Raw genomic sequence first — 24,603 nt, forward strand, 5'->3', positions numbered from 1 at the left:
AGGGACTGAGGGAGGCGCATGGTCGGTGCGAGAAAAGGAGAGGAAGAGAGGGACCGTGACAGTGTCGTCGCGATTGCGGGCAAGCCCGCAGGCCGCCGGGGCACCGGCCCTCTACGATCCTGCGATTCGAAAGGAATTTGTCATGTCCCGCTCCCTGTCATCGCCGTTGGATCTGCGCGCGCGTCTGCTGTTGTCCGCGACGGCGTCGCTGCTGGTCGTCTGCGCGCCGGTCCGCGCGCAGAAGGCCGAGGACGCCTTCGCGAATCCCGCTTCGGCGCCGTCGCCCGTGATGGACGATCGCAAGGCCTTGCGGGAACTGTTCAAGGACAAGTCCTCGGAGGACCTGCACCGCGACATGCTCACGATGTATGCGCGGCGGCAGGTCGTGACGGGCGCGGCGGCCGTGTGCACCCGCGTGGATCCGGAGATGGGCAAGAGCGTCAACGAGCTCAAGGAGACCTGGCTCGATCACAACCGCGACTACCTGACCGTCGCCAACGTCGCCTTCGACGAGTTCTCGGCGCAGATCGAGAAGCTGGCCGGCGCGGCCGGCAAGGAGAACTATCGTCAGCGGATCCTCGCGACCGCCATGGAGGCCGGCGAGAGCGCCACGCGGCAGTACCTGGACGGCACGACCCTGACCAACGGGCAGGTCCCCAGCGTCAAGTCCTGCAACCGGTTCCGCGACCAGATCTCGTCGGGCCGCATGGACTTCGTCTTCTCGCCCGAGACCACGATCGAGCTGAAGAAATACGCGGCGCGGAAGTGGCCGTCGATGAAGCTCTGAACGCGCCCTGTCCGGGAAGCGCTCCGCGCCGACAGGCTGCGGCGAGGAAACGCTCCCGAGTCGGGTCGATCACCAGCTGTAGCGCGCCGACACGCTGAACGTGCGCGGGTAGCCGTAGAAGCACCACGCGGCCGACTGGCAGGTGGCGATGTACTCCTTGCCGGTGGCGTTGCTCACCGTGGCCAGGAAGCGCCAGTTCTCCAGGTCGTAATGGGCCTGCAGGTCCAGCACCGTGTAGCCCTTCGTGTCGACGCGGTTCTCCGGGCCCGTGCCGCCGAACGTGAACGCGTACGAGCTGCCGACGTAACGCACGCCGCCGCCCACGCCCAGGCCGGCCACGAGGTTCTCGGGGACGCGGTAGTCGACCCAGACCTGGGCCTGGTTCTTCGGCTGGCGGAACACCGGCAGGCCGGTCTCGACGACCTTGGAGTCCGTGTAGGTGTAGGAGGTGATCACGTCCAGCGTGCTCACCGCGCGGAAGCGCGCCTCCAGCTCCAGGCCGCGCGAGCGCACCTCGCCCTGCTGCAGCGACGAGAAGCCGTGGGTCGGATCCGGATCCGGCGTCAGCACGTTCTTCTGGCGCAGGTCGAAGACCGCCGCCGTGAACAGCGCGCGGTTGTTGGCCGGGCGGTACTTCATGCCGGCCTCGACCTGGCGGCCGGTCGTCGGGACGAAGCTGCGCTTGAAGAAGTCGGTGCCGATGGTCGGCTGGAACGAGGTCGAGTACGACACGTACGGCGCCAGCCCGCTGTCGAAGACGTAGTTCAGGCCGACGCGCGCCGAGGTCTTGCTGTCCTTCTGCGAGGCCGTGGTGCCGCCGAGCTTGTCGTCGGTGTCCGTGGTCACGCGGTCATGGCGCGCGGACAGCGTCGCGATCCAGCGATCCAGACGGATCTGGTCCTGCAGGTACAGGCCCAGTTGCTTCTGCGTCTGCGCCGTGTGCGTGGTGTCGGCGGGCGTGGTGATCGGTGCGCCATAGACCGGGTTGAAGATGTCCAGCGACGGCGCGGCGGAGAAGTCGAAGGCCGAGCGCGAGTCGGTCTTGACGCGACGGTAGTCCAGCCCGGTGAGCAGCGTGTGGCGCGCCGGGCCGGTGGCGAAGGCGAACTCCGCCTGGTTGTCGACGGCGACCGACTTCGAGTCCTCGCGCGGCGTCCACACGTAGCGCGAGAGCGTGCGCTGGTCCGCCGCGAGTCCGAAAGCGCCCACCGTGCGGTGGTCGATGTCGAAGTCCATGTAGCGCAGGTTCTGGCGCAGCGTGACGGTGTCGTTGAGCTGGTGCGAGAGCTCGTAGCCGACCGAGGCGCTGTTCTTCTTGTACCAGTCGTAGTCGGGTTCGCCGGTGAAGCGGGTGGGCGGGATCTTGCCGTTGGGGTTGGGGAACAGCGTGCCGTCCGCGGGCAGGAAGCCGCCGGCGGCGGCCGTGTCGGCCTTCTGGAACTGGCCCATCACCAGCAGCGAGGTCGCCGGGCTGACGTTCACCAGCAGCGACGGCGCGATGGCGTAGCGGTCGTCCTTGGCGAAGTCGACATAGGTATCGCTCTTGCGCGCCAGGCCCGCGACGCGGAAGAGCACCGAGCCGTCCTCGCTCAGCTTGCCGCCGATGTCGGCCGTCAACTGCCGCTTGCTGAAGCTGCCCAGTTCCAGGCCGATCTCGTTGACCGGCACGGCGGACGGCCGCTTGCTCACGCCGTTGATGAAGCCGCTGGGCGGCAGCGCGCCGTACATGACCGAGGCGGGACCCTTCAGGATCTCGATGCGTTCGAGCAGGTAGGGCTCCAGGCGCGTCTGGCCGGCCCACGTGCCGTCGGGCAGGCCCAGACCGTCGAGGAACAGCGCCGGGCGGAAGCCGCGCACCAGGATCCAGTCGCTGCGCGAGTCCGAACCGAAGGCGCCGCCCACCGTGCCGGAGGTGTAGCGCACCGCCTCGTCGACGCCGGTGGCGCCTTGCAGCTCGATCTGCTCGCGGGTGACGACCGAGACCGACTGCGGTGCCTCCAGGATGGAGGTGTCCGTCTTCATGCCGGTGGCGCTGCGGCGCGCGACCATGCCGTAGACGGCGCTGGTGGCGGTCTCGCGGGGGCCGGTGCCGCGCACGTTCACCTCCGGCAGGGGCGTGGGTTCCGACGAGGACCTGGTGGCAGATGCCGCTGCCGCCGCTGCCGCCGCTGGCACCGGCACGGCCGGCGCCGTCTGGGCCTGCGCCAGCGAGGACAGCGACAGGCCGGCGAGCGCCAGGGCGTGGACGTGGACGAGGGCAACGGGACGCGGGAGATAGGTCATGGAAGAGGGCGGAGCCGAAAAAGCACGTGAATGACAATGATTCGCATCTGAATCATAGGGCGAACCCGCAGGTGGAAGGGCCGCGGAAACCAGCTCCAGACGAGGTTGATGCGCTTTGGCAACGCTTTCATGAACCGGCGGCCGCCGGGGCCGTGGGCCCATGTGCCGGCGCCCGGTGATACAAGCAGGTCCATCGTCCCGCCCGCCCAGCGCTCCTGACACCGAACCTTCCGCTCCGACGCCGATGTCCCTGATCCCGCCACCGACTCCCGCCGACCCCCGCGCCGCCGACCTCCGCCGCATGAAGCGGGTGGCGCTGAGCTGCCTGCTCGCGTCGCTCGCCGGACTGGCCATGAGCCTGCTGATGGGCGCCCAGGGCCCCTGGGGCTGGCTCAAGGCCTTCTGCGAGGCCGCCGCCATCGGCGGCCTGGCCGACTGGTTCGCCGTCGTCGCGCTGTTCCGTCATCCGCTCGGCATCCCGATCCCGCACACCGCGCTCATCCCGCAGGGCAAGCACCGCATCGCCGACAGCCTCGCCGGCTTCGTCCGCGACAACTTCCTCCACCCCGAGGTCCTGCTCCGCAAGCTCCAGATCCTCAACCCCGCCGAGCGCCTCGGCCAGTGGTTGCGCGAGCCCGCCAACCTCGCGCAGGTGACCGGCTCCGTCCGCACGATGGCCGTCGAGGCGCTGTCGCTGCTCAACGAGCAGGCCGTGCGCCGCGCCATCGGCGAGTTCCTCGTCGCGCGCGCGCTGTCCTGGAACGCCACCGGCACCGCGGCCTCGGTCCTGGACGTGCTGACCAAGTCGGGCCGCCACCAGGACGTGCTCGACGGCGCGCTGTCCAAGCTCCGCGACTACCTGTCGACGCCCGAGGTGAGGGCGCTCGTCGCCGCGCGGCTGGTGAAGTTCGCGAGCACCCAGTGGCCGAAGGCGATCAAGCTCGTCGACACGATCGCGAACGTCGAGAAGATGGCCGACAGCCTGTCCGACAAGCTCGCGCTGCAACTGGTCGAGGAAGTGCAGACCGCGCTGTCGCAGCCCGACCACTCGGTGCGGCGGCAGTTCGATGACTGGATCCTCGAATTCATCGAGCGGCTGCGCCAGGACCCCGAGTTCGCGAGCGAGGTCAACGCGATGAAGGACCGCGTCGTGCAGAGCGACGACGTGCGCGCCTACCTCGACGGCGTGTGGACGGAGGTCCGCGCCACCCTCGAGCAGGACCTGCGCCGCGACGACTCGGTGCTGATGCGGCATCTCGACCAGTCGCTGGCGGCGCTCGGCGACCGGTTGAGCCGCGATCCGGCGCTCGTGCAGGCGATCAACGAGCACGTGCTGTCCGCGGCGGGACGCATGGTCGACGGCATGCGCGAGGGCGTCACGCAGCACATCGCGTCGACCGTCAAGGCCTGGGACGATCGCAGCCTGGTGCGGCAGATCGAGCTCAGCGTCGGTCGCGACCTGCAGTTCATCCGGCTGAACGGCACGCTGGTGGGTGGCGTCATCGGCCTGCTGCTCTACGCGGTGACGATCCTGGCGCAGCGCTGAGTGCCACCACATGCGGGGCATCGTCCGCGGCCGAATCGGCAACGGGCGTTGCTCAATAGGCAACGGCCGAGGGGAACAGGCGTCAGGCGTTGTCGATGGCGCATCGGCATCCGGGCATCCGGGCATCGGCCGTAGACTGCGCCGATCTTCTGCTCATTCCGGAACCTCGCCATGCCCCGTTACGTCGCCTTCCTCCGCGGTGTCAGCCCGATGAACGCCCGGATGCCGGACCTGATCCGTGCGTTCGAGGCCGCCGGCTTCACGCGGGTGAAGACGGTGATCTCCAGCGGCAACGTGGTGTTCGATCACCCCGGCGCGCCGGTCGACGAACTCGAACGCCTCGCCGAGCAGGCGATGACCGACACGCTGGGCAAGACCTTCGCCACCACCGTGCGGCCGGTCGAGCACCTCAGGCAGATCGTCGACGCCGACCACCACGCCGCGTTCAGCCCGCCGGCCGCGGCCAAGCAGCTGATCACCTTCCTGAAGCGCCCGCACGAGGGCCAGGTCTCGCTGCCGCTTGAAGGCGACGGCGCCGCGATCTGCAAGCACGACGGCGTCGAGGTCTACAGCCACTACCTGCCCAACGACAAGGGCCCGCTGTTCATGACCATGCTGGAGAAGACCTTCGGCAAACAGATCACGACGCGCACCGTGGAGACGGTGCGCAAGTGCATCAAGGCCTGAAGGGGATCACGGTCGCTCGCGGCAAGTCCGCAGCCGCGGGCTTGCGGCGCGGCTCACGGCGGCTCACGGCGGTTCACGGCGACTCACGACAGCACGTTGTAGAGCCGCAGGATCCACCACTGCTGCGCCGCCAGCGCGACCAGCACCAGCGCCCACTGGAAGCGCCGGCTGGTGACCAGCGCCGCGACGCCGCACAGCACGATGGCGGCGGCCGTCTTCACGCCGTAGGCCGTGCCGAGTTCCTGCAGATGCGCCGCCCCCTTGAGCCCGGTGTCCGCCACGTCCAGCAGCAGCGTGAACGCCAGGATCCCGAAGAACCAGCGCCGCCGCGACTGGAAGTAGTCGCGGTAGCCGGCGTACTCGGCGATGTCGTCGGGGAAGAGGATCGCGCACAGCAGGTACAGCACCGCGCTGTAGCCGACCACGAACGCGAACTGCAGGAAGTGCCACGGGCCCACGCGGCTCAGCGCGAACTCCCACCACCAGAAGTGGATCAGCGTCACCAGCATGTAGAGCGCCCACAGCAGGTGGACGCCGTCGACCCTCAGCCGGCCCGGGTGCTGCACGAACTTCGCCAGCCCCGACAGCAGCCGCGCGATCGACAGGCTGACCACCATGCTCAGCACCATCCGGATGTGGATGAACTGGTTGGGATCGATCGCGGCGTGGTCCATGGGTCGGGCTCCTGGCGCGGTGCCGGGTGGCGGCACCATCGAGGGCAATCGAGGGCAATCGAGGGCAATCGAGGGCAATCGAGCGGGGCGGCGGTTTCAGTCGCCCCGCCTCGGACACATGAGGCGCCTCAGGCCACGCACGCCCGGTTCTTGCCGGTGCGCTTGGCTTCGTAGAGCGCCTCGTCGGCGCGGTCCAGCGCCTGCTCCATCGTCTCGCCCCCGCGGAACAGCGTCACGCCCGCGGAGAACGTGACGAACACGTCGCGCCCCTCGTGCATGAACAGGCTGGCCGACAGCGAGCGCTGCAGCCGCAGCAGCACCGCCTGCGCCTCCTCGAGCGGCGCCTCGGGCAGGATCAGCACGAATTCCTCGCCGCCCCAGCGGCCGACCTTGTCGCCGGGCCGCAGCAGCCCCGATACCCGCGCCGCCAGCGCCTTCAGCGCCTCGTCGCCGGCCGCGTGGCCGAGGTTGTCGTTGAGCTTCTTGAAATTGTCGATGTCCAGCAGCGCCAGCGCCAGCGGCTTGGGATCGCGCTCGAGCTTCGCGCGCTCGGTCTCGAAGGTCGCGATCAGGCCGCGCCGGTTGGCCACCTGCGTCAGCTGGTCGGTCTGGACCTCGCTGGACAGCCGGCGCAACTCGCCCTCGAGTTCCTCGACGCGTCCGGCGAGCTGCGTCGCGCGGTCGTGCTCGTCGCGCAGCCGGCCTTGCGTGCTCTGCACCAGCGACTGCACGCTGCGGCTCTCCTCGACCATCTCGCGCACCACGCCCGCCAGGCTTTCCAGCGAGTCCGCCTGCTCGATCACGGTGGCGTACTTGCCGACGCTGTCGCTGAAACGGTCGGTGTGCTGGCCGAGCTCGCCCAGCTCCTGCAGCATCCGGTTGATCAGGCCCTTGAGCGCGTCGCGGGCGCGGCCGCGCTCTTCGCGCAGGCTGTGCTGGCGCTCGCGCGTGCTGTGCAGCAGCTCGCTGACCGAGCGCACGCTGCGCGCCGTCAGGCCCTGCGCCAGCGTCTGGCTCATCGCCTCGCACTGGCCTTGGGCCCAGGAATCGTCTTCGGCCAGGTCGGTCAGGCTGCCGGTCAGCTCGCCGCAGAGCTTCCCGAGTTCGGTGAACGCGTGATTGCGGTGATCCAGCCAGCGCCGCGCACGGACGCACAGCGCATCCATCTGCGCCGCGCGCTCGGGCGTCGCGCCGTCGCGGATGAGTTCCGCATGCGCCACGCCCAGTTCGTCGATCAACTCCTGCGCGCGGGCGTCGTCCGAGCGCAGCGCATGGCGCACGGTGCCGTTCAGGTGCGTGCCGACTTCGGGCCAGGATTGCAGGCCGGGGCCGGCCTCGCCCATCAGCGTGTCGAGCGAGCCGTAACGCGCGGCGCTGGCGGCGCCCCCGCCGGCGGCCTCGTCGGGCGGCTGCGCGGCCTCCTCTTCGCTGAAGAACTGGCTCGGCGTTCCGGCGCGTTCGTCGTCGTCTGCCTCGACGCCGTCCAACGGGGCGGGCTGGGTTTCCACGCGCGCGTCGCTGACGTCGGAATCCCAGCTCGCGACCAGCTGCTTCAGGCGCAGGGTCAGTCGTTGCGGGTCGCTGCGGTTGCTCTGCAGCACGCGCAGCACGCCGTCCTTCTTGCGCGCCAGCGTCCATTGCCGGCCGCCGCGTTCCAGGCCGCGCATCATCCGTTCGATCAACTGCGCGAGCTGCTCGGCTTGCGCGCCGGGCCCGTGCGTCTGCTGCAGTCCTTCCAGCGCGCGCTGGAGTTCGTCCCACTTGCCCTCACGCACCTGGTTCGCGAAACCCTGGCGCTGTTGCGGATCGGGCACCGCCAGGCCGAGCAGCCGGGCCACGGACGCCTGCGCGCGCTCGGGCAGCTGCGTGCCGGCGCCGCCACGGGCGGGCTCGCCGGACTCCTGCGCGTAGGCGCGGGCGTAGTTCTCGGGCGTGGGTTCCAGCTTGTCCAGCGCCAGCCGGCGCAGGGCCGCTTTTGCCAGGAGAGCGGGGGGCTGCTGCGGCATCGTTGGAGACTCGGTGAAGACGTTGGAAACGGGGGGAATCGGGAGAATCGGGAAAATGCGCTGACGCTCGCGGCCGGCCCCGGGCTCAGCGTGTCGGGATGTCTTCGCCGGCGTCGGACGTCGGCAGGATCCAGGGGGCCTTGCGCGGCAGCACGGTCTGCGCGAGCCAGCGTTCCAGGTCGTCGGGCGGCAGCGGCTTGCTGAACAGGAAGCCCTGCATCAGGCTGCAGTCCAGGCGTCTGAGGACTTCCATCTGCCGCAGCGTCTCGACGCCCTCGGCGATGACCTGCAGGCCCAGCGAGCGCGCCAGCGCGATGATCGCGGTGACCACCGCCGAGCTCTGCGGCGTGATGCCCAGGTCGCGGACGAAGCTGCGGTCGATCTTCACCTCGGAGATCGGCAGCGTCGTCAGGTAGGCCAGCGACGAGTAGCCGGTGCCGAAGTCGTCGATCGAGATCTCGACGCCGACCTCGTTGAGCCGGTGCAGCGACGGGATCACGCTCTGCAGGTCCTTCATCAGGCCGGTCTCGGTGATCTCGAGCTGGATCGCGCGGTGCGGCACGCCCCACTGGCTGACGAACTGGTGGATGTGCTCGACCAGGTCCGAGCGCTCGAACAGCCGGTTGGGCAGGTTCACCGCGATCGACTCGCTGAAGCCGAAGTTCAGTTGCCAGACCTTGGCCTGGCGCGCGGCCTCGCGCAGCGCCCATTCGGACAGCGGCACGATCAGGCCGGTCTCCTCGGCCAGCGGGATGAAGTCGCCCGGCGGCACCAGCGTGTTGCCGCGGCGCCAGCGCATCAGCGCCTCGGCGCCGACCATGCGGGCGGTGCGGACGTCGATCTTGGGCTGGTAGTGCAGCACCAGCTCGTCGCGCTCGATCGCCTTGTGCAGCGCCGACTCGAGCTCGAGCTTCTCGCGCCCGCGACCCGCCAGCATCGGCGAGTACAGCGCCGACGCGTTGCGGCCCTGGTTCTTGACCGCGTACATCGCCACGTCGGCGTTGCGCAGCAGGTCGGCCATGGTCAGGCCGTCGCGCGGATAGAGCGAGATGCCCACCGACGCGGTCACGAAACATTCCTGGCCGGCGATGAAGATCGGCTCGCGCAGCGCGTCCAGCACGCGCTGGGCGACGCGCTCGGCGTCGCTCTCGTCGCCGACCTCGGGCAGCAGCGCGACGAACTCGTCGCCGCCCAGGCGGCCCACCGCCTCCAGCGTGCGGTGCGAGCGCGTGCCGACCGATTCCAGCATGCCTTCCATCACCTGGTCGCTATGGCGCACGCAGGAGCGCAGGCGGCGCCCGACTTCCATCAGCAGGTCGTCGCCGGCGGCGTGGCCCAGTGTGTCGTTGATGACCTTGAAGCGGTCCAGGTCGATCAGCAGCAGGCCGACCTCATGGCCCATGCGACGGCCGGCCTCGATGGCGCGCTCGGCGCGCCACATCAGCTGGCGGCGGTTGGGCAGGCCGGTCAGCGCGTCGAAGTTGGCCAGCTCGCGGATGCGGTCCTCCGCCATGCGGCGGTCGGTCACGTCCTGGATGACGCCGGTGTAGCCGCAGGCGTTGCCGTGTTCGTTGAACTCGGGCTCGGCCTCGATGTGGATGACGCGCTTGCGGCCGTCCAGCAGCGTGAAGGGCAGGTCGGTCACCAGCACCGAGTTGTGGGCGACGACGTCGCGCAGCAGGCGCATGAAGAGCAGGCGCTCCTCGCGCGGCACCATGCGCATCACGCCGATGAAGTCCAGCGGATCGATCGGTCCGCGGCCGAAGACGCGCAGCGCCTCGTTGGCCAGCTTGAAGCCGTGGCCGGTCTGCCACTCGAAGCTGCCCATGCGGGCCAGGTCTTGCGCGCGGGCCAGCTTGGACTTGCTGCGCTCGAGCTCCTGGCGCGTGCGCGAGCTGCGCAGCATGTAGCGCAGCCGGCCGGCCAGCAGCCGCCATTGGGTGGACTTGACGAAGAAGTCGGTCGCGCCGGCCTGGTAGGCGCGGTTGATCGAGGCCTCGTCGTCGAGGCCGGTCAGCATCAGGATAGGCGCGTTCTCGAAGCCGGGCAGGTTGCGCAGCCGCTCGCAGGTCTCGAAGCCGTCGAGGTCGGGCATCAGCGCGTCCAGCACGATCAGCTCGGGCGTCCACTGCGTGACCAGCTGCAGCGCCTGCTGCCCGCCGGTCAGCGCGGTGACCTCGAAGCCGTGCTCCTGCAGCGCGGCCTCGATCAGCATGAGGTTGACCGGGTCGTCGTCCACCAGCAGGACGCGGGGCCGTTCGATCAGTTCGCCTTCCTTCACGACGCGGCTCATCGCGAGGGGTGGACCAGTTGCTGCATGGCGAGCCGCGCGGCGGCGATGTCGTCGAGCACGGTCCCGATCAGGTCGGCCAGGCCGTCCTCGCGCCCGCCGCGGGCGAGGGCCTCGATCTCGGCGCAGCGCTGCGACAGCACCGATGCGCCCAGGCTGGCCGCGGCCGATTTGAGCGTGTGCGCCACGTGGCGCAGCGCGTTCAGGTCGCGCGGCGCGTCGCGCCCTTGGGCGAGCACCTGCTCCTGCTGGTCCAGCGATTTGAGGAAGGCCGCCACGACCCGATCCAGCAGGTGGTTCACGCCCGCCGGGTCCAGCTCGCGCAGACGGGCGAGGGCCTGGTCGTCCAGCACGGCGGGTTCGGGCTGCGTCCGGGAGGGCATGGTCGTGGCGTAGTCTGGTGACATCTTCTGATCATGGCGCCGCGAGGAGGTTCCACGCGGAGTTGCAGACCATTGTCGTTCACCGCAAGGATGCGAGCGTGCGAAAAAGCAGTCAATTCTGGTGTTCTTGGAGACGCCGCTCGGGGTAAGTCCTGGGGTGGGTGTCGCATCCATGCCGCCTCATGCGAAGCGTCGGCGCCCGGTCGCACGTGTTCGGAGCCCGGGGGCCGGCAGTTGCCTGCCTACAATGGTCCGCATGAACAGGTTGGGGGAAGCCGCCGCGCGCCGTCGGCCATGGAAGGGAGCCGCGCTGGCCTTGGGGCTGGCGGTCGTGGTCCTGCTCCTGCTGCTCGCGCTCAACCTCGAGCCCACCGGCCCCGGCCTGGTGCTGACCGCCGTGATGGCGGGCGCCGCGCTGATGATCTTCGTGGCCGCGCTGACCTGGCACCTCGCGGTGCGGCTGGCGCGGGCGCAATTCGGCGAGCTGCTGCGCGAGAGCCGCCAGCAGGCGCAATCGCTGACGCAGCTGCAGCCGGACTGGCTCTGGCAGACCGACGCCCAGCATCACCTCGTGCGCTGGCAGGCGCCCCAGGGCGCACCGGCGTCGAGCTGGGCCGGCACGGCGATGAACGGCTCGGTCACGCAGCGGCTGTGGGAACGCTTCCAGCCCTTGCCCGTCCATTCCTCCGGCTCGTCCCCCGGCTCGTCCTCCGCATCGGGCGACGGGCTGGCCGACGGCGTCGCGCCGGACGTGCGCGGCCAGGTCGAGCCGGGACAGAGCTTCGACCGCCTGCGCGTCGTCGACTCGCAGGGCCGTCGCTGGGAACTGCGCGGGCAGGCGACCACGGACGCGGTGGGGCGCTTCGCCGGTTATCTCGGCGCGGCCCGTGTGCTCGACGAGCCGTCGGCGGCGAGCCCGGACGGTCTGGCGTTCTCGGGCCCCGCAAGCGCTACCGCAACTGTCACGGCCGCCGCGGCCTCCACCGACTGGCTGCAGGCCCTGCCCGGTCCGGCCTGGCTGCTCAGTGGCGCTGCCGGCGCGGGCGCGGGCGCGGGTGCCGCGAACGGATCAGGCGGCGCGGGCGGCGCGGGGGCATCGGCGCGCCTGATCGATTTCAACGAGGCGGCCGCGCAGATGATGGGCGGCTCGGAGGCGAGAGGTCAGCTCTGGCGCGCCTGCGAGGAACGGCTGCCCGAGGAACTCCGTCGGGCGCTCGCGCAGCCCGACCTGCAGTCCGGCAGCGCCTGCGGCGCCTGGTGGCTGTGCCTGACGGCGCTGCCGCACGGCGGCGGCACGCTGCTGAGCCTGTGGCCGCAGGGCGCGGCCGAGACGGTGCCGGCGGCGCTGGCGATGCAGGCGGCGGAACAGGCGCGGGCGGACCAGGCCTCGTTCAGCTACACCGTGTCGCACGACCTGCGCGCGCCGCTGCGCGTGGTCGAGGGCTTCACCCGCATCCTCAAGGAAGACTACGGCCGGCTGCTGGACCGCGCCGGCAACGACCACCTGGACCGCGTGCTCGGCGCGTCGACGCGGATGCACAGCATGATCGACTCGTTGCTGGCGCTGTCTCACCTGTCGTCGCAGTCGCTGCGGCACGAGACGGTGGACCTGTCGCTGCTGGCGTCGCAGGTGGTGGAGGAACTCCGCCGCGGCGCGCCGGCCCGGGCGGTCGATGCGCAGGTCCAGCCGGGCCTGCGGGTGCAGGGCGATCCGACGCTGCTGAGGATGGTGCTGGAGAACCTGCTCGGCAACGCGTGGAAGTACAGTGGCAAGCGCGACCATGCGGAGATCCGCTTCGAGTCCGAGCAGCGCCAGGGCGAGCGGGTGTTCGTCGTCACCGACAACGGCGCGGGTTTCGACATGCGCTTCGCGGACCGCCTCTTCGGCGTGTTCCAGCGGCTGCACAGCGCGAGCGACTTCCAGGGGACCGGCGTGGGCCTGGCCTCGGCACGACGCATCGTGCGCCGGCACGGCGGCGACATCTGGGCCGAATCGGAAGTCGGGCAGGGCGCCCGGTTCTACTTCACCTTGCCGAACTGAGCGGCCGAACTGACCGGCCGAACTCATCGGCCGACCGCATCGTTCGACCGCATCGTTCGACCGCATCGGCCAATGCGTCAGTTTCCGAGCGACAACTGCTCGACGGCCTCGACGATGCGTCTGGCCTGTTCCCCGGTTTCGATCGACTGCTCCGCGGCCATGCGCTCAAGGCGCGACAGCGCCTGCGCGCGGGTCAGCGAGTAGCGGTGCATCAGCACGCCCAAGGCCATCGCCTCGACGACTTCCAGCGACGCGCTCGGCTCGACGGCCGGCGTCGGCGGGGCCGCGACGCTGCGGGCGGGACGGTTGGCGAAGGCGGCCTCGACGGCGGGGACGATCTGGTGGATGTCCAGCGGCTTGACGAGGTAGGCGAGGGCGCCGAGTTCCTTCACCTTGGCCACGGTGGCCTCGTCGGCGAAGGCCGAGAGGAACATGAAGGGCAGCTGCAGGTAGTCGCGCAGGTAGCCGGCGACGTCGAAGCCGGTCATGCCTTCCATGCGGATGTCCAGCAGCGCGAGGTCGGGACGGTGCTGGCGGGCGATGAGGATGGCGTCGTCGCCGTTGTCGGCGTCGAACACTTCGTAGCCGGCCTGGGCGAGGCCGTGCGTCAAGGTGGCGAGCACCAGCCGGTCGTCGTCCACGACCAGGATGCGGCCTTTGCCGCTCGCGCCCACGTCCTTGCTCACGCCATCCAAGCTGCTCACGCTGCTCCCGACTCCAACGTCACCCAGGCCAACCCCAATCGATGGGGGACCCGGGATTGTCACCGAAATGCCGCGGCCGGGTCTGCGGCGGCCGGGCCCCGGTTTCGGGTGGTCACAAGTGACCCTGTGGGCGGTCCGCGGTGCTGCTGTCGACGTGGGAATCAGGCATGCGGAGAAAGGAGCAGCTCCTGCTCCGTGAGGGCTCAAAGCGCCTCCAGCAGTTGCACCCCCGGCGGCCACAGGCTGAGCTCGCAGACCACCTGGTCGCCGTCCTGCGAGAGCCCCAGCAGCGCGCTGCGCCGCGGCAGCAGCGCGCGCACCAGGCCGAGGCCGGAGACGCCGCCGCGCACCTGCGCAAGGTCGAATCCCGCCGGCAGCTTCCCGTGGTTGACGATGCGCAGCACCACCTGCTCGGGATCGAAACGCAGCTCGCAGCGCACCGGCGTCTCGCCGCCGTGTTTCACCGCGTTGGTGAACAGCTCGTTGAGCGTCAGCGCGATCGGGATCGCCTCGGCTTCGGGCAGGCCCCAGCGGTGCGACTGCTCGGCCATCGCGCCGTCGATCTCGACCAGGATCTCGCGCCCGAACATCCGCTGCACCGAGCCCATCACCGCCTCGACGACCTTGCGCAGCCGCAGCGGTCCGGACATCCCCACCTGCAGCCCGTAGACCTGCGCGATCGCCTGCACCTGGCCGACGGCCTCGTTGATCACCGTGCGCACCTCAGGCCTGCGCGCGGCGATCTGCTGCAGCAGACCGGCCACGCCCTGGAGGTTGTTCTTGATCCGGTGGTGGACCTCGCGCACCAGCAGCTCGCGCTGCGCGATCGCCGCCTCCAGCCGCGCGGCTTCCTGCGCGCGCTGCTGCGTGACGTCGCTGGCGACCAGCAGCAGCTGCTCCGGCTCCAGTTCGCCGCTGGCGTCGTTGACGCCCGCCAGGTGCAGCAGCCGCGCGTCCCAGATCCGCGCCTGGCCGCGCACCGTCAGGCGGTACTCGCGCTGCAGCACCTCGCTGCTCTGCAGCGCGAACTCCATGTCCGAGCGGATGGTCTCCGCCTCGTCGCCGCTGCCGAAGAGCGCCTCCAGGCTCGCGCCGAGCAGTTCTTCCTCCGGCCGGCCCGCGAGCGCCGCCGCGGCCTGGTTGATCTGCCGCACCTGCAGCGTGCGGGCGTCGTGCAGGCTGATGGCGATCGGCGCGGCCTCGATGATCCGGTGCAGCGAGGCCTGCGCCTGCTGGCTCTGCGCCTCGGCCTGGCGGCGACGTTCGATGTCGAGCAGCGCGTAGGTCAGTTGCCGCGAGCTGTCCGGCCCGACCGTCGCCACCGCGTTGCCGACCACCCAGAACTCCCGCCCGTCGCGCGCGACCACGCGGCACTCGAAGGTCTCGGCCTGGCCCTCGGGCAGGTCGTCCAGGTAATGCGTCTGGCGGAACGGATGGTCCGGCGCCTCGGTCGCGACGCTGCTGATCGGCTGACCGGCGAATTCCGGCAGGTCCCCGCCGAACATGCGCCGCGCCGAGCGGTTCATCCACTCGATGCCCTGCCGGCCCACCGTCACGATGCCGACCAGCACGGAGTCGAGCACCGCGCGCTCGCGCTCCGTCTGCAGGTTCAGCGAATGCTGCAGCAGCTCGTTGCGCTCCTGCGCCTGGTGGTGGTCCGTGATGTCGACGGTCAGCACGGAGGTCGTCTTCTGGCCCGAGGCCAACTGGCCGATCTCGACCCGCGTCATCAGCCACCGCAGGCCGTGCTCGGGATGCCGGACCGCGTAGCGCGCCACCGTCGGCGTGGCCTGCTTCAGCGCCTGCTGGAGCTTCTCGTACTCTGCGCGCGACTCGGGCTCCACCATGTCGCGGTTGACGCCTTGCAGCGCCGGCGCCGGCCGCATGCCTTCGTCGCCGGGAACGGGCGGCGGAGGCGGTGCGCCGGTGCCGGGCCGCGACCAGCCGCCTTCCGCCTGGAAGGTCGCCAGTCCCACGCCGGCGGTGTCCATCAGCGTCTGCAGCTGCTGCTGCGCGAGCTCCAGGTCCTGTTCCGCGCTGCGGTCCTCGAGCATCACCAGCGTGCGCGGTCGCGTCCACGGGCCGCTCAACCGGCGGGCGCGCACACGGATCCAGCGCCGCCGGTCGCCGGGCGGCGCGAGCAGCGCGTTGCGATGCGTCTCCTGGCCCGACTCGGGGGCCTTCGCATGCAGCAGGTCGCGCCACTCGGGCGGCAGCTCGTGCAGGCTGATCGGCATCTGCGGGCTGAGGCGTCGGCACAGCGCCGCAAAGGCGCCGTTGAAACGCAGCAGCAGGCCCTGGTCGTCGTGCATCAGCGCGGGCAGCGGGCTGAGGTCCAGCCACTGGTCAATCTCCGACTGCATCCGGTCCGCACGTTCCCGCGCCGCCAGCTCGGTGCTGTGGTCCTGCAGCAGCGCCAGGCCCAGTCCACCCTCCAACGGATGCACCCAAGCCTGCAGCAGATGATCGCGACCCTGGTCATCGACCAGCCGCAGTTCCTGCGCCTTGCCGCTGGGCAGCAGGCGCTCACCCTTCAGCGAAATCGCGCCCATCAACCCCTGCAGGCGCGCGTTGGTCAGCAAGACCTGGCCCTTGGCGTCCAGCACGAAACCCGGCCACGGACCCTCCCACAGGCCAGCCAGCAGGTCGGACAGCGCCAGACCACGAGCCGTCAGCAGCGCGCGCAGGGCGTCGAGATCGGGGGAGGCGAGGGGAAGTTGGGTCGACACGGGGCGAGTTTATGCCGGGTGGGGACCGCCTATCTGCAACGGTTTGAGCGTTGGCCGCCAGGTCGCAGGGCCTTGGCCGCAAGGGCCAAAACCCCGCGACCTGCCGTCCCCGATCGCCGTCTTACTTTCACGGTTTTGCGACCGAGGACCGCAATGAAAAAGGCCTCGCGGGCGTGCCGGCGAGGCCTCTCGTTGCTTTGGGCTTCGCGCCCGGGTTCACTCCAGTTGCGAGGCCTTGTGCAGCGCGCGCAGCACCGCGCCGTTCACTTCGTCGGGGCCCAGCATCAGCGTGTCGAGCGCGGCACGGACGTCGATGACCGATTCGTTCTCGATCGCCTGCACCAGGTCGAGGTAGCCCTTGTACGGACCGGTCTGATCGACCAGCGCCTGGCGCACACGCTCGGGCACCGGGATCGACTGCAGCAGCTTCTCGAAGGGCTGCTTCAGCATGTGGTCCAGCAGCGAGAACAGGCCGCAGATGAACATCTCGTCGCGGACCTCGGAGTCCGTCATGCTCTTGGCCAGCTCTTCCATGACCAGGCCGCGGCGCAACGCACCGAACATCACCGGACGCATGGCGTGGTCCTTGCTGGCCGTGGCCAGCAGCAGCGCCAGCCAGCGGCGCAGGCGCGCGTAGCCCAGCAGCATGATCGCGTGACGGAACGAGGACACCTCGACCGAGAGGCCGAAGGCCGCGGAATTCATGTAGCGCAGGAGCTTGAAGGCCAGGCTGGGATCGCGCTTGAGCGTCTGCTCCAGGCGCTCGACGTCCTCGCCCTGGTCGACGCGCGACATCAGCTCGACGATCACCTGGAGGTCGGCCTGCGCGTCGTTGCGGGCCGCCGGCGCGGCGGGCGCCTCGAACTCGCCGTGGACGGTCCAGCCCAGCACGCCGGCCGCGCCGGCATCCAGCGCCTGCTTGAAGTCGTCGCCGTTGCGCGCGCCGGAGACCAGCACCGACTTGCCCGCCGGCAGCGGACCGCCGCCCAGCTCCTGCAGGTCGAGCACCAGCTGCTTGAAGCCGGCCGCGTCGGAGCGGCCCTTCAGCAGCGCGCCGCGCGCCTGCGCCTGGGCGGCGAGGTCGGCGTCGGACAGCAGGAAGGCGGGGACCTCGATCTTGAAGTTGCCCGGGAGCGCGGCGGCGAGCAGGCCCTTGAGCAGGCCTTCGTGCGCCACGTTCAGCAGCACGGGCTTGGTCGGGAAGGCCTCGGCCAGCGCCGCCAGCAGCTCGCCGGCGTCGGGCGTGCCCTCGGGGCGAAGCGCGAACACCGTGACGCGGGTGGCCTCGATGTCGAAGGACTTGGAAACCAGGGGCGCGTACCCCAGGGCCAGTTGGCCCAGCACGGCGTGTGTCGAGTTCATGCAGATCGGCGCATCAGGAGTTGATGTACTGGAACAGCGACATGCGCTGCACCATCGAGTAGGTCTTCAGCGCCGCATCGTAGCCCGTCTGCTGATTCTGGAAGTCGGAAATGCCCTGGGTCATGTCCAGGTCCTCTGCGGCAGATTGCTCAGCCTTGTTGTAAACCTTGAGCGTCTGCAGCCGGGACTCGGAACCGTCCAGGTTGTTCATCTGTTCGCCCACCTGGCTGCGCACGTTGGCGAGGTTGCCCATCACGGCGTCCAGGTCGCGCAGGTTGATGAGGTTGGCCTGCGTGATCTCGGGGCCGGTGCGGCCGGTGGTCTTGAGCGATTCGACGGTGCGGTCCAGCACCTCGAAGAGCTTCAGGTCGGCCGTCGCGGGCTTGACGCTGAAGGTGTCGCCGTCGGACGGCGCGCCGGCGATGGTCATCGCCATGCCGTCGAACTTGACGCTCTGGCCGGCGGCGTAGTTGTCGCTGGCGACGGGCACGTGGCCCTGCGATTCGTTGAAGACCGTGTAGGTCTGCGCCGGCGCGGTGCCGCTGACGACGATGCTGTAGCTGTCGCCGGTGACCTGCGCCGGATCGGTGACGCGGCCGGCGTCGATGTAGCCGGTCGAGGCCTTGCCGGTGAGCGCGTTGGGCGCGGGGCCGGTCTCGAAGGTGCCGTTGCCGCTGCGCGCCTGCTCCCAGGCCTGGCGGCCGTCGACGCTGAGCGGATAGTTCTCGAGGTTGCCGGTGGTGACGCTGCCCGAGATGCCCTCGAAGCCCACGCCGCCGCCGATGCGGTTGCCCGAGGCGTCGCGTTGCACCGGGTTGTCGAGGAAGGGCGTGCCCGAGGTGCCCTGGCCGGAGAAGAGGTAGCCGCCGGCGCCGTCGGTGCGGTTGGCGATCGACAGCAGCTGGTCGCGCAGGCCCTGGATCTTGGTCGCCAGGCCCTGGCGCTCCGGGTCGCTGTAGCTGGCGTTGCCGGCGGCGACCAGGGACTCGCGGATCTGCTGCAGCAGTTCGTTGGCGTCGCCCAGGCCGCTTTCGGCCAGCGTCATGCTGTTGCGGCTGGCGTCGAGCGCGCGCTGGCTGGCGTCGACCTGTCCGATCGAGGTGCGCGCGCGCTCGGCGCGGGCCGCGCCGGTCGGGTCGTCGCTGGCCTTCTCGACGCGCTTGCCGCTGGTCAGGCGCTGCTGCGCGTCCTGCATCTCCTGCTGGCGGCGCTGCAGCGTGGCAATGCTGGTGTCGAACATGTTGTTGGTCGAGAGTCGCATGGCGGCGTCCTTCAGTATTCAGGCGATTGGTCAGGCGATTTGTCGGGAGTTCGATCGCGCATCGGGGGGGGCGGCAGGTCGGGCGCGTCAGCGGCCGACCACGCTCAGCAATTGGTCGAACAGGCTCTGCGCGGCCTGCAGCATCTTGGCGGCGGCCTGGTAGCCCTGCTGGAACTGCATCAGCTTGGCCGCCTCCTCGTCGAGGTTGACGCCGGCCTGGCTGGAGCGGGTCTGCTCGGTGTCCGAGGCCACCGTCGTGGAGACCTGCGCCAGGTAGTCCGCGCCCTGCACGCGCGAGCCGATGTCGGCCATCGCGGCGGCGTAGGCCTCGTTGACGGTCTGGCCGCGCGACATCGTGCCGTCGACCTGCAGCTGCTTGCCCAGGAAGGGTTCGCTCTGCATCGCGAGGAAGGCCTTGGCGTTGCCGTTGTTGGTCGAGACCACCTGGTCCGAGACCTGCAGCGCGATCTTGTCGCCCTCGCGCGGCACGCCGTTGATGCGCAGTTCGAAGCCCAGGTCGACGCCGTTGGCCGGATCGTTGCCGATCTTGCCGCCGGCCTTCCAGGTGCCGCTGACCTGCGTGTTGTCCGACAGCGTGATCGTGTAGTTGATGCTGTTGTCGGCGTTGACGGCGCCGAACTCAACGGTCGCGGGCTGCTTGCTCTTGTCGAACTTGTCGTTGATCGCGTAGAGCGTGTCGACGGTCGCCGTGCCCTTGTTGTTGATGTTGGTCGTGCCGATGATGGGCGACGCCGCCGCCAGGCCGGATGGATCGTCCAGCGCGCGCTTGAAGCTGCCCGCCGCGTTGGCCACCGGCTCCAGCAGGAAGCTGTCGCCCTGCTGCATGCTGCCGGTCGTCGACAGGCTGATGCCGTAGGCCGCCTTGATCTGGTCGTTGTTCATGATCGTCGGCTGGCCGCCCGGGCGCACCGCGATCTGGTAGCTGTCGGGCGTGCCGGTCGGATCCGGCGTGACCATGAAGGACAGCGCCGGCACCAGCGAGCCGTCGGTGACGGTGGCGCTGAGCTTGGCGTCGCCGCGGTTGGTCGTCGCCGGCAGCACCGTCGGATTGGCGACGGTGAACAGCGGACCGCCGGCCTGCGCCTTCAGGTCGATGCCCAGGCTCTGCTGCTCGTTGACGCGGGTGGCGATCGCGGTCGCCATCTGGCCGAGCAGGTTGCGGGCATCCTGCAGGTGGGTGTTCTGGTAGCGCAGCATCGCCGTCAGCGAGCCGCCGGTCAGCGTGCTGTCGTCCAGCGCGCGCGTGCCGCTGGTGTCGGTGATCGAGAGCTGCGCGCGCCCGCCGTCGTACGGGTCGGGCGTGACCGAGAGCTGCTGCGCCTGGCCGCCGAGCACCAGCACCTGGCCGCCGCCGATGAACACGCCGGCCGTGCCGTCGCGGCTGTTGGGCACGGTGCTCACCTGCACGTACTGGCTGAGCTGCGAGATCAGCTGGTCGCGCTTGTCGAGCAGGTCGTTGGGGGTGTGGCTGGTGCCGGCCGAGCGGGCGATCTGGTCGTTCGCCGCGGCGATCTGCTTGGCGAGTTCGTTGACCTGCTTGACGTCGGCGTTCATGTCGCTGACGACGCCCGACTGCAGGTCGGCCAGCTGCTGGCCCGCGCTCTGGAAGCGCGCGGCCAGCGCCTGCGCCTTGCCCAGCACGACCTGGCGCGCGGACGGATCGGACGGGCGGCTGGCCACGTCGACCAGCGCATTCAGGAAGTCGTTGGCGGACTGGCCGATGCCGTCGTCGCCGGTGGGGAAGAGCTTCTCCAGCTGCGCCAGCTGCGACTGCATCGTCGTGTCGGCGAAGGCCTGCGACTTGGCGGCCGCGGCCTCGCGGGTCAGGAACTCGTTGTGCGAGCGGGTCACCGTCTGCACGTTGACGCCCTTGCCGAAGTAGCCCGCGCCGGTGAACTGGCCCTCGGGCGTGGTCAGCACCACTTCCTGGCGGGAGTAGCCCTGCGTGTTCGCGTTGGCGATGTTCTGGCCGATCGTCTGCAGCGCCGCCTGGTTGGCGAACATGGCGCGCATGCCGAGCGAGAGCAGCGGGGAGGTACTCATGTCGGTGTCCTCGGTCTTTCCTGGGCGTTCTAGGCGTTCAGGACCTGCTCAGCGGCGCGCGATCAGGCCAGCGCGCGCTGCACGCGCATCGTGGTGTTGATCGTGCGCGCGAGCTTGGTGGCGTATTCGGGGTCGGTGGCGTAGCCGGCCTTCTGCAGGCCCTTGGCGAAGCCCTCGGCGCTGCCGGTGTTGGCCTTGGCGACGACGTCGCGGTAGCGGTCGTTGTTGCCGATCAGCTTGGCGTAGTCCTTGAAGGCCTCTTCGTAGCTGCCGTAGGCGCGGAACTTGGCCGTCACCTTGGTCGGCTTGCCGTCGACGTATTCGGTGGTCTGCACTTCGGCGACCTTGCCGGTCCAGTTGGCGCCGGCCTTGATGCCGAAGACGTTGAAGCTGCTGGAGCCGTCCTTGTTCAGGATCTCGCGCTTGCCCCAGCCGGACTCGTGCGCGGCCTGCGCGATCATGAAGCTGGCCGGGATGCCGGTCGACGCCTGCGCCGACTTGGCCGCGGCGTCGTGCTTCAGGATGAAGTCCTGCACGTGCGGCTGCACGTTCTTGACGGCCAGCGCCGGCAGCTGCTGGACCTTGGTGGCGTCCTTCGCGGTCGGCAGTTCGCCGTCCTTGACGCCGAGCTGGCGCTGCAGGTGGCGCTCGATCGCCTGCGACAGGCCGCCGGGCAGGCCGGTCATCTTCGCGGCGTACTGCTGGTCCAGCATCTCGCCGCCCATCTGGGTCGCCGAGTTCTCCATCATCCCGCTGTTCATCGTGGCCTGGCGCATGCTCTTCATCACTTCCTGCATGAAGAGGGCCTCGAACTGGCGCGCGGTCTCCTTGACGGCGGCCTTGGGGTCGCGCGAGGCGGTGCCCTTGAGCTGCTCGACCGAGCGCGTGTCGGACGACAGGCCATTCACGCCCATGCCGAGCGCGGTGCTGAGGGGGGTGGAGAGGGCCATGTCAGATCACCTCGAGTTCGGCGTTCAACGCGCCGGCGCTCTTCATCGCCTGGAGGATCGCCAGCAGGTCCTGCGGCGTGGCGCCCAGCGTGTTGAGCGCCTTGACGACGTCGTTCAGGCGCGCGCCGGCCGGCAGCTGGATCAGCGAGCCGGGGTCCTGCTTGATCGAGATGTCGGTCTTCTGCGTGACCGTGGTCTGGCCGCCGGACAGCGCGTTGGGCTGGCTGACCTGCGGCGTGCTGGAGATGGTCACCGCCAGGTTGCCGTGCGCGACCGCGCAGGGCTGCAGCGTGACGGCCTGGTTCATGACGACCGAGCCGGTGCGGGCGTTGATGACGATGCGGGCGGCCGGGGTCTCCTGGTCGAAGCTCAGGTTCTCCATGTCGGCGAGGAAGGCGACGCGCGCGTCCGGCGCCAGCGGCGCGCGGACCTTCACGACGCGGCCGTCCAGCGCCATGGCCGTGCCTTCGCCCTTGGACTTGTTGATGGCCTTGGCGACGGCGCGCGCGGTGCCGAAGTCGGAGGCGTTCAGGTCCAGCTGCAGCCACTCGTTCTGCTGCAGCGGCGTGGGCACGCTGCGCTCGACCAGCGCGCCGCCGGGGATGCGGCCGGCGCTGAGGTGGTTGATCTGGACCTTGGAGCCGCCCGCGGACGCGCCGGCGCCGCCGACGATCAGGTTGCCCTGGGCGATCGCGTAGACCTGGCCGTCGGCGCCGCGCAGCGGCGTGGCGATCAGCGTGCCGCCGCGCAGGCTCTTGGCGTTGCCCATCGACGAGACGACGACGTCCAGCGGCTGGCCGGGTTGCGCGAACGGGGGGAGGGAGGTGGTGATCATCACCGCCGCGACGTTGCGCGGCTGCATGGTCACGCCGGGCGGGAGCAGCACGCCGAACTGCTGCAGCATCGCCGTCATGCTCTGGCCCGTGAACGGGGCCTGCGTGGTCTGGTCGCCGGTGCCGTCCAGGCCCACGACCAGGCCGTAGCCGGTCAAGGGGTTGGACCGGACGCCCTGCACCGCGGCGACTTCCTTGATGCGCGTCGCCTCGGCCGGCGTCGCGATTGCGAACAGGGCCATCAGCGCGAGCAGGCCGGAGGCCAGCAGGCGAGGGGAGCGGGAGAAGAAGCGGGGGAGGGTGGTGGGGTACATCTCGGTCACACGGTTGCAGACTCGTGTGACCGATTGTGGGGAAACTTAAATGGGCGAAAGGTTCAAGAAGAAGCGGGATAGCCAGCCAATTCCGTGGGCGTCGGCGACGGCGCCGCGACCGCGCTGCTCGACCCGGACGTTGGCGATCGCGGTCGAGGCGACGATGTTCCCCTGGCGGATCGACTGCGGGTCGACCTGGCCGTAGAAGCGCAGCACGTCCACGTTGGCGTTGACGCCGACCTGCTTCTCGCCCGAGATCAGCAGGTGGCCGTTGGGCAGCACGCCGGTGACGACGGCGGTGATGGTGCCGGAGAAGTCGTTGGTGTTCTCGTTCGTGCCCTTGCCGGTGCTCTTGCTCGACGAGGAACCGCCCACGTCGGCGCGGCCGGCGCCGAAGGAGTTCGCGGCGATGCCCGGGATCGCGGTCACGCCGGCGGCCAGGGCGCCGCTCTTGTCCAGTTCGCTGGTCGACTTCTGCGTCGCGCTGACCTTCTCGGTGATCGTCACGGTGACGATGTCGCCGACCAGGCGGGCGCGGTGATCCTCGAACAGCGGCCGGTAGTTCGCGTTCTGGTAGATGGCGCCGTTGTTGGCCGAGGCCGGGATGGGCTCGGGCATCTTCACGACCGGGGCGGGCTGCATGTCCACGCGCGGTTGCGGGTACATGGTCGAGCAGGCGGTCAGCGCGAGGGCGGCCGGCACGACGGCCAGGGCGACGAGCGAGCTGTGCAGGGAACGGGGCAGGGAACGGGGCAGGAAGTGGGACAGGAACGGGAACGAAGGCATGACGACTCCTAGGATCACGGACAGGAACGAGGGCCCCCGCATCGTCGCGCGGGCGCTCAGCGCCCGGTCGGTGGAAGAGCGGGGCTCAGGCCGGTCAGATCTGCGAGAGCTTCTGGAGCATCTGGTCGGTGGTCTGGATCGCCTTCGAGTTCATCTCGTAGGCGCGCTGCGTCTGGATCATCTGCACCAGCTCCTCGACGACGTTGACGTTCGAGGTTTCGACGAAGCCCTGCTGCACCGTGCCCAGGCTGTTCTGGCCGGGGGCGCCGGTCTGCGGCGTGCCGGAGGCGACGGTTTCGGCGTAGAGGTTGCCGCCCAGCGATTCCAGCCCCGGCGGGTTGATGAAGTTCGCCAGCTGCAGCTGGCCCAGCGTCGTCGGCGTGGCGCTGGCGGCGGTGGTGACGCTCACCGTGCCGTCGGCGCCGATGGTCAGCGACTTGGCGTCGGCCGGGACGATGATCCCCGGCAGCACGGTGTTGCCGTTGTTGGTGACGATCTGGCCGTTGGCGTCGAGCTGGAAGCTGCCGTCCCGGGTGTAGGCGGTGGTGCCGTCGGGCATCTGGACCTGGAAGAAGCCGTTGCCCTTGACGGCCACGTCCAGGTAGTTGGACGTCTGCGTCAGGCTGCCCTGCGAGTGGCTGCGCGAGGTGGCGACCGCGCGCGACCCCAGGCCGACCTGCATGCCGGTGGGCAGCGTGGTCTGCTCGGTGTTGTTGGCGCCGGGCTGGCGCAGCGTCTGGTACATCAGGTCTTCGAAGACCGCGTGCGACTTCTTGAAGCCGTTGGTCGAGACGTTGGCGAGGTTGTGGGAAATCACGTCCAGCTGGGTCTGCTGGGTTTCCATGCCGGTCTTGGCGGTCCAGAGCGAGCGAAGCATCGAGGTCTCCTAATCCTGTGGCGAAT

General features: G+C 69.8%; 18 protein-coding genes. 4 read left to right on the forward strand and 14 right to left on the reverse strand.

The features are described 5' to 3' along the window. Positions 1–142 precede the first annotated feature (142 nt). Complete coding sequence (locus tag AC07O8_RS06845) at positions 143–787, forward strand: hypothetical protein (protein WP_495047315.1); 645 nt, start codon at positions 143–145, stop codon at positions 785–787. 69 nt (positions 788–856) lie between these two features. On the opposite strand, the gene AC07O8_RS06850 is transcribed toward AC07O8_RS06845, so the two are convergent. Next, the gene (locus AC07O8_RS06850) at positions 857–3,070 is read right to left on the reverse strand and encodes a TonB-dependent siderophore receptor (RefSeq protein WP_495047316.1); all 2,214 of its coding nucleotides are present in this window, start codon (positions 3,068–3,070) and stop codon (positions 857–859) included. 244 nt (positions 3,071–3,314) lie between these two features. On the opposite strand from AC07O8_RS06850, the gene AC07O8_RS06855 reads away from it, so the two are divergent. Continuing rightward, positions 3,315–4,616 (forward strand): DUF445 domain-containing protein, encoded by a 1,302-nt coding sequence (locus AC07O8_RS06855; protein WP_495047317.1) that lies wholly within the window; start codon positions 3,315–3,317, stop codon positions 4,614–4,616. Positions 4,617–4,787: 171 nt separating this feature from the next. Further along, the gene (locus AC07O8_RS06860) at positions 4,788–5,303 is read left to right on the forward strand and encodes a DUF1697 domain-containing protein (RefSeq protein WP_495047318.1); all 516 of its coding nucleotides are present in this window, start codon (positions 4,788–4,790) and stop codon (positions 5,301–5,303) included. Positions 5,304–5,386: 83 nt separating this feature from the next. Here AC07O8_RS06860 and AC07O8_RS06865 read toward each other — a convergent pair whose 3' ends face one another. The 4 genes from AC07O8_RS06865 to AC07O8_RS06880 all read right to left on the reverse strand — a co-directional run bounded on the left by AC07O8_RS06865 (position 5,387) and on the right by AC07O8_RS06880 (position 10,656). Continuing rightward, positions 5,387–5,977 (reverse strand): hypothetical protein, encoded by a 591-nt coding sequence (locus tag AC07O8_RS06865; RefSeq protein WP_495047319.1) that lies wholly within the window; start codon positions 5,975–5,977, stop codon positions 5,387–5,389. A 128-nt stretch (positions 5,978–6,105) separates the two neighbouring features. Further along, the gene (locus tag AC07O8_RS06870; protein ID WP_495047320.1) at positions 6,106–7,983 is read right to left on the reverse strand and encodes a GGDEF domain-containing protein; all 1,878 of its coding nucleotides are present in this window, start codon (positions 7,981–7,983) and stop codon (positions 6,106–6,108) included. A gap of 85 nt (positions 7,984–8,068) precedes the next feature. Beyond that, entirely contained in the window at positions 8,069–10,276 is a 2,208-nt protein-coding gene (locus AC07O8_RS06875; protein ID WP_495047321.1) for a putative bifunctional diguanylate cyclase/phosphodiesterase, read from the reverse strand. Continuing rightward, on the reverse strand, positions 10,273–10,656 hold the full coding sequence (locus AC07O8_RS06880) for an Hpt domain-containing protein (RefSeq protein WP_495047322.1): 384 nt from the start codon (positions 10,654–10,656) through the stop codon (positions 10,273–10,275). Before AC07O8_RS06880 ends, AC07O8_RS06875 begins: the two co-directional genes overlap by 4 nt. A gap of 256 nt (positions 10,657–10,912) precedes the next feature. Between AC07O8_RS06880 and AC07O8_RS06885 the strand changes: the two genes are divergently transcribed. Next, positions 10,913–12,697: a sensor histidine kinase gene (locus AC07O8_RS06885; RefSeq protein ID WP_495047323.1), complete on the forward strand. Its 1,785-nt coding sequence runs from the start codon at positions 10,913–10,915 to the stop codon at positions 12,695–12,697. 77 nt (positions 12,698–12,774) lie between these two features. Here the strand turns inward: AC07O8_RS06885 and AC07O8_RS06890 are convergent, their stop codons facing one another. From AC07O8_RS06890 to flgG, 9 genes are all read right to left on the reverse strand, one after another. Then, a complete protein-coding gene (locus AC07O8_RS06890) occupies positions 12,775–13,401 on the reverse strand; it encodes a response regulator (protein WP_495047324.1) in 627 nt (208 codons plus the stop codon). Positions 13,402–13,604: 203 nt separating this feature from the next. After that, positions 13,605–16,130, reverse strand: coding sequence for a sensor histidine kinase (locus AC07O8_RS06895; RefSeq protein WP_495047325.1), 2,526 nt, complete (start codon positions 16,128–16,130; stop codon positions 13,605–13,607). A 216-nt stretch (positions 16,131–16,346) separates the two neighbouring features. Then, entirely contained in the window at positions 16,347–17,492 is a 1,146-nt protein-coding gene (locus AC07O8_RS06900; protein WP_495047326.1) for an EAL and HDOD domain-containing protein, read from the reverse strand. Between the two features lie 13 nt (positions 17,493–17,505). Continuing rightward, positions 17,506–18,753 carry a flagellar hook-associated protein FlgL gene (flgL, locus tag AC07O8_RS06905; RefSeq protein ID WP_495047327.1) on the reverse strand — a complete coding sequence of 416 codons (1,248 nt, stop codon included), beginning with the start codon at positions 18,751–18,753 and terminating at the stop codon, positions 17,506–17,508. 87 nt (positions 18,754–18,840) lie between these two features. Further along, complete coding sequence (flgK, locus tag AC07O8_RS06910) at positions 18,841–20,817, reverse strand: flagellar hook-associated protein FlgK (protein ID WP_495047328.1); 1,977 nt, start codon at positions 20,815–20,817, stop codon at positions 18,841–18,843. A gap of 62 nt (positions 20,818–20,879) precedes the next feature. Then, on the reverse strand, positions 20,880–21,767 hold the full coding sequence (gene flgJ / locus AC07O8_RS06915; protein WP_297526486.1) for a flagellar assembly peptidoglycan hydrolase FlgJ: 888 nt from the start codon (positions 21,765–21,767) through the stop codon (positions 20,880–20,882). A 1-nt stretch (position 21,768) separates the two neighbouring features. Then, complete coding sequence (locus AC07O8_RS06920; RefSeq protein WP_495047329.1) at positions 21,769–22,914, reverse strand: flagellar basal body P-ring protein FlgI; 1,146 nt, start codon at positions 22,912–22,914, stop codon at positions 21,769–21,771. 45 nt (positions 22,915–22,959) lie between these two features. After that, entirely contained in the window at positions 22,960–23,700 is a 741-nt protein-coding gene (locus tag AC07O8_RS06925) for a flagellar basal body L-ring protein FlgH (protein ID WP_495047330.1), read from the reverse strand. A 94-nt stretch (positions 23,701–23,794) separates the two neighbouring features. Further along, on the reverse strand, positions 23,795–24,577 hold the full coding sequence (gene flgG / locus AC07O8_RS06930) for a flagellar basal-body rod protein FlgG (RefSeq protein ID WP_495047331.1): 783 nt from the start codon (positions 24,575–24,577) through the stop codon (positions 23,795–23,797). Between the last annotated feature and the right edge of the window lie 26 nt (positions 24,578–24,603).

Source organism: Roseateles sp. GW821-FHT09G09, from assembly GCF_059415965.1.